Consider the following 6,039-nt stretch of genomic DNA (forward strand, 5'->3'; position numbering starts at 1 on the left):
TATTTACTTGACAATAGCGAGCAAAATTCCGTAACTTACAAAAATAAAGCCCTTTGTCAGTCTCCTTAAACGGCGAATTTCGAAAAAACAAACTAGTACTAAGTGAATCTCCCCCGGCAGGAGCCGGGGGCTTCAGCCTGCTACAAATACTTGGGCCCTTCGGGCGGCCGCTACATCTCCAGACAAGAGTCTGGAGTTTTCTGCGGCGGAATAAAAATACAGATGAGGGTGGGTTAAATGCAAGAAAAGGAGCAAGGTCGTCTTTGCAGGTTTTTTTTAGGTCTCATGATAGCCGGGGCTGTGATCTTTTTTGTTTCCTCTTTTTCTTCGGCGTTTGAAGATACTTACACGGTCCAGGAAGGAGATACCCTTTGGTCAATTTGTGAAACCTATTACGGAGATGCCAATCTGTGGCCCAAGCTCTGGGAAATGAACCCTTTCATTACAAATCCCCATTTCCTCCGTCCGGGCGACAGGATCAGGCTTTTGGAAAGAGCGCCTGTTGAAAAACCTAAAAGTTGTAGTGCTTCGGAACCGGTCCAGCCCGAACCCTTCACGGAAATGGCGGGCATCAATGTATCCTCCCTTACGACGATCTCCACTATAGGCCGATTATCACGAGAAAAAGTTCAGCCCTGGGGAACCATCTTTTCCTCTTATTCCAGCAAACTCATGATGGAAAGAGGAGACAGGGTCGTAGTCCATCTCCAAAAAGACAAACAAGCCGTGAGAGGTGATCGATTTACGGTTTACGAGCCCTCTGATTTGCTACGGCATCCTCTTACTGGTGAAAAATTGGGGTATATCCTGGATTACCATGGTACACTTGAAATATTGAAGCACTTGAAAAAGAACTACTATGAAGCCAAGGTGATCAATGCCATTCGAACCATCAATGTCAAAGATCCAGTGATTCCATATGAACCTATTTCTCCATGTATACAGCCCCTTCCGGCTGAAGAGAAATTGATCGCTAATATTGTGGCGGTAAAAGATCAAAACTTGGCCATCGGACAGAATACCATCGTTTATCTCAACAAGGGATTCAACCAGGGTATCCGCAGGGGAAACCTGTTTGAAGTGCTCAATATCAAAAAGGTGAGTGATTCTGATTTTGAAGGAAAAGATTTTTTTGGAACAATCGGGGAAATGCTGAAATCCGACTCACTTGCAGATATTTACAGTCGGTTGACCAAGAAAACCACCCTTTTTGAAGATCCCCTCGGTACCCTGTTGATACTGGAATCAAGGCCCGATACTTCAACCGGGATTATTCTCACTTCAAGGAAGAACCTCCTTAACGGCTCTTTCGTAAGGGCCCTGTCCTGGACTGAAACACCTCCCATTTTCTCGAAACTCGGGCGATGCGCCCTTAAATAGTGTGTTCTCTCCACAAAATGTGCATTTCAAGCACGGCGGGTTTCCAATGCTCCTGATCGTTTTTACGGTCTGGTCCCATTGAATTACTCGGCGGCGAAAAGAGACTGCTTTTTCTCTTCTCCGTTTTTACCTTGCTTCTTAAAACGATTTCCTGTATTTTTCTTTTCCCTAGCAGATACCTTCTGTATCTTGAAAGTTCTGATTCCATGGTGACATTGAAACAAAAGTCTACCCTGCTGTTTGGCCTTTTGTTCTATTGTGCAGACATCGACGATTAGGCGAATATGCCGGAAAAGAAGAACACAACAGCCTCCTGGATTTCATTGAGTCTCATTCCAGGGCTTGGAAACATCGCTTTCAAAAATCTTCTCGAGGCTTTTGGTTCTCCTGAAAATGTGTTTCGTGCTCGATTAAAAGACCTCCTCTCTGTCAAGGGGGTTCGGGAGGTTGTGGCCAGGGCGGTTTTTAAGAAGGAATTCGTCCAGGATCCGGTTCGTCTTCTTCGAAAAATCGAGGATATGAAAATTCATCCTATCATCTTCTCGGATCCTGAGTACCCTCCCCTTCTTAGAACCATCCATGATCCTCCCATGATTCTATACCGGAAGGGACGGGATATCCCTACGAATGTGAATTTCCTGGCCGTCGTCGGATCCAGGCACCCCACCCAATATGGGATCAAGACTGCCGAGATGATTGCATACGGTCTTGCCCGCAGGGGGCTGGGTATCGCCAGTGGCATGGCCCAAGGCATTGATGCGGCGGGTCATTGGGGATGTATGAAGGGTGGAAATTTCACGGTGGCCGTTCTGGGGACCGGTCATGATGTTGTGTATCCTGCATCCAACCGGAGACTCTTTTCCATCATTTGTGAGAAGGGTGCCGTAATCAGCGAATTTCCGCCCGGCACTCCCCCGGACCCAAAGAACTTTCCCATAAGAAACCGCATAATCAGTGGAATCAGCAAAGGGGTATTGGTGGTGGAAGCCACCCGCAAAAGCGGGTCCTTGATAACTGCGGCCTTGGCCCTTGAACAGGGCCGGGAAGTATTCGCCGTACCCGGCAGTATTCATTCCTTTAAAAGTGCGGGTTGTCACCTTCTCCTGAAACAGGGGGCCGCACTGGTGGAAAATGCACAGGATATACTGCAAGGTCTGGGTTTGCATTTTTCAGGCCTTCAAGAAATGAAGGGAGAAAAAGCCCCGAAAAACGGGATCCAGGAAATCGAAGAAGGGGAGAGGATCGTTTTTGATGTCCTGGGGGACTTCCCCGTGCATATCGATCAGATTGCAAAACAAACGGGTATGTTGCCGGCCGAGGTTTCAAGCCTTCTCTTACAGTTGGAGCTGAAAGGAATTATAAGGCAACTACCCGGGAAAATGTTCGTACGCCAGTAGGTTTTATTATCCGCCTTCGCAGAAGACCACAGGCTTTCAGGTGGATGAATGTGTAAACAATTGTTGTGCTACGGCGTGATGTCGCCCAAAGCTATGGCGGATAACTGCGGCGTAGCCGAAGGCGGAGACGGGTATTTTGGGGGACCACGGGTTTACCCGTGGGGCTCCATCCTTCCTTGCCTTCTTCAGGATTCATTCCGTCCCGAACTTCCCCTGTGACCCGCAGGATTTTTACGTCGTCTTTGTGAAATCCTTAAAAAGGCACGATGTTTGCAGTAATCCCTTCCGTTTTACTACTTGACAAAGGATACCACCCGGGACTATTTTCCCTCATTCAGGTCCCACAGAGGCAAGGTAACAATGCCCTTTCAGGGGTCCCACAATCATAATTCCCTCCGGTGAAGGATTCCATGGCTCAGAAAAAGACAACCAAGAATCGACGTCAAGCAGGATCACAGAAGGATACAAGTGGTAAACAGCTCGTTATTGTAGAATCGCCCGCCAAGGCCAGGACGATCAACAAGTACCTGGGAAAAGATTATGTAGTCATGGCTTCCGTGGGCCACGTACGCGACCTCCCCGATAAAAATCCAAAAGGGATAAAAGACCCAGTGCCTGGAGTGGATCTCGATAATGACTTCAGGCCCACCTACCAGATCATCAAGGGGAAGGCGAAAACGGTCAGGGAACTGAAACAGGCGGCCCGAAAGGCTTCAGGAATCTGGCTGGCCACGGACCTGGACCGCGAGGGGGAAGCGATCGCGTGGCACCTGGCCGAGGCCTTGGGCATTGATCCCGAAGAAGGGAAGAGGGTCGTTTTCAACGCCATTACAAAGGAAGAGATAGAAAAGGCCTTCAAGAAGCCCCGAAAAATCGACATGAACAAGGTCAATGCCCAGCAGGCCCGTCGAATTCTGGACAGGATTGTCGGATATCAGGTTTCTCCCCTGCTGTGGAAAAAGGTCGCTGGGGGGCTGAGCGCGGGGCGTGTCCAGTCCGTTGCCGTCCGGCTTATCGTTGAGCGGGAACGAGAGATCGAATCCTTTGTGCCGGAGGAGTACTGGAAACTGACGGGTTTTTTCACGGTCGATCCGGAAAACGCCACCCGGCTCGGCGAAAGCTTCAGAAAATGGCTTTTCGAGGTTCCTGTCAAAGATCGGGGGCGACGGCAAAACGGCAGGACCATCCATGAAAGAAACCAGTGGCTCTCCCAGCATAGCTCATTTTCCGGTGAACTTGTTGAGATCTCCGGTAAAAAATTTCTCCCCAAGAGCGAAGCAGAGGTCCTTGAGACCTTGAACCTCGTTGGATACCGTATAGATGAACGGGAAGAGACAGTCGATCCAAAGGCAAAGGGTCCCCAACGAAAACTGATCCGCCTCAAGGGACATGTGTTCAATGGGCCCCCCTGGAAAGTAAAATCCATCCAGACTAAGAGGACCAAAAGCCGCCCCCTGTCTCCTTTCATCACCAGCACCCTCCAGCAGGCGGCTGCCAATCAACTGGATTTTTCAGCCCAGACTACAATGCGGACGGCCCAGGCCCTTTATGAAGGCGTCCCTATTGCGGACTTAGGCTCAGTCGGCCTCATCACGTACATGAGGACCGATTCGCCCCATCTTTCCAATGAGGCGATTCTCATGGCACGGGAATACATCCGGTCAAAGTTCGGTCCGGATTACCTGCCGGAGAGGCCCAATGTATTCACATCTTCAAATAAATCAGCACAGGAGGCCCATGAGGCCATCCGTCCCACGGATGTGACCCTTACACCGGAAAAGGTTCGATCATCCCTTACAGACAGGCAATACAAGCTTTACAAGTTGATATGGGAACGTTTTGTAGCCTCCCAGATGACCGATGCCCTGTGGGATGCCACCACGGTCCTGATCTCAGGAACCTCACAAGGAAAGGAGTTCGTTTTCAAGGCCACAGGGCGCGTTCTTGTTTTCGACGGTTATTACAAGATTTCCGGCGTACCCAACCATTCCGACGAAGCAATCCTGCCTCCTCTGTCTGAAGGCCGACCCTTGGGGGCCTTACATATGGAACCAACCCAGAATTTCACCCTACCTCCTCCCAGATATTCCGAGGCCTCCCTCATACGAAAACTCGAAGCGGAGGGGATTGGAAGACCGAGCACCTATGCCCAGATCATTCAGGTGATCCAGGATCGGAAGTATGTGGAGAAGGTGCGGAACCGTTTTCATGCCACGGATTTGGGCAAAGTGGTGACGGACAAGCTCGTGGAGGCCTTTCCGGAAATAATGGAAGTAGGTTACACGCGGGACATGGAGCAGCAGTTGGACGACATTGAGGAGAAACACGCTGACTGGGTCCAGATGCTCAGGCAATTTTACGGGCCTTTCAAATCAAGCCTTGATGCGGCTTATCAAAAACTGGGTCACGCAAAGGCTGAAACAGAGCCAGCTCCCCATTCATGTCCGGAATGCGGAAGCGGGACCGTTTACCGCTTCGGTCGAAACGGCCGTTTCCTCAGTTGCGCCGATTATCCCAAGTGCAAATATGCCGCACCGATTGATGCCGAGGGTAATCCGGTGGCCGACCGGTTGACGGACGTGGCTTGTCCGAAATGCGGTTCTCCCATGAAATTTCGCAAGGGACGGTTCGGCCCATTTCTGAGTTGCCCCAACTATCCCCAATGCGACGGGATCTTGAAACTCGACTCCAAGGGTCAAATAACTCCGCCCAAACCGCCTCCCCTCCTAACGGACATCCCCTGCCCAAAATGCGGCTCCCCTTTGAATCTTCGGCGCGGGGCGCGGGGCCCTTGGTTAAGTTGTTCCACCTTTCCAAAATGCCGGGGGAGGCTTGGATGGAAGACCCTCAAAGAAGATACCAGAAAGCACTGGGAAAAGGCCCTTGAAGAACACGAAAAGGCTCACCCCCAGCCGGTACTCAAAAAAACAGACGGGACATCGATCGGTGAGGCTTACAGTCCTCAGTTCCTGGATTCCACCCAAGAGCAAGAAAAAAATCAGTAAGCTGAAGAGCAGGTACTAGCCTGGGCGCCAACCCTTCCCGGAAGCCCGGTGTTTTTCTTCCTCCCCCCTCAGAGACCTTTGCAAAATGCTCAATTTTGGTCAAGTTCAAGGAAGGCGAAAATTTCAACCGCAGGAATACATTTACCTAAACTGAGCGTTTCAAAATTTTGATGAGATCCTTTTATTTAGAAATATCAAAGGAGTACATGGTAGTGTCCGATAAGATATCATTACCTCTAAGGTTAAGGGCATGGCAT

The 6,039-nt window shown here is 50.1% G+C and carries 3 protein-coding genes; all 3 read left to right on the plus strand.

All coding sequences use genetic code 11. The annotated features are described in order from the left end of the window. Window positions 1–237 precede the first annotated feature (237 nt). The 3 genes from JRF57_05410 to topA all read left to right on the plus strand — a co-directional run bounded on the left by JRF57_05410 (window position 238) and on the right by topA (window position 5,782). Window positions 238–1,380 carry a LysM peptidoglycan-binding domain-containing protein gene (locus JRF57_05410; protein ID MBW2303133.1) on the plus strand — a complete coding sequence of 381 codons (1,143 nt, stop codon included), beginning with the start codon at window positions 238–240 and terminating at the stop codon, window positions 1,378–1,380. A gap of 284 nt (window positions 1,381–1,664) precedes the next feature. Continuing rightward, window positions 1,665–2,777 (plus strand): DNA-protecting protein DprA, encoded by a 1,113-nt coding sequence (gene dprA / locus JRF57_05415; GenBank protein ID MBW2303134.1) that lies wholly within the window; start codon window positions 1,665–1,667, stop codon window positions 2,775–2,777. Window positions 2,778–3,187: 410 nt separating this feature from the next. Beyond that, a complete protein-coding gene (gene topA, locus JRF57_05420; protein ID MBW2303135.1) occupies window positions 3,188–5,782 on the plus strand; it encodes a type I DNA topoisomerase in 2,595 nt (864 codons plus the stop codon). The last annotated feature ends 257 nt before the right edge of the window (window positions 5,783–6,039 follow it).

This window comes from Deltaproteobacteria bacterium (assembly GCA_019310525.1).
In the GTDB taxonomy this organism is placed as follows: Bacteria; Desulfobacterota; DSM-4660; order Desulfatiglandales; family HGW-15; genus JAFDEE01.

Excerpts from the sequence above, each read along its gene's own strand:
- dprA (MBW2303134.1), top strand. The coding sequence starts at position 1,665 with ATGCCGGAAAAGAAGAACACAACAGCCTCCTGGATTTCATTGAGTCTC.
- topA (MBW2303135.1), top strand. The coding sequence starts at position 3,188 with ATGGCTCAGAAAAAGACAACCAAGAATCGACGTCAAGCAGGATCACAG.
- JRF57_05410 (MBW2303133.1), top strand. The coding sequence starts at position 238 with ATGCAAGAAAAGGAGCAAGGTCGTCTTTGCAGGTTTTTTTTAGGTCTC.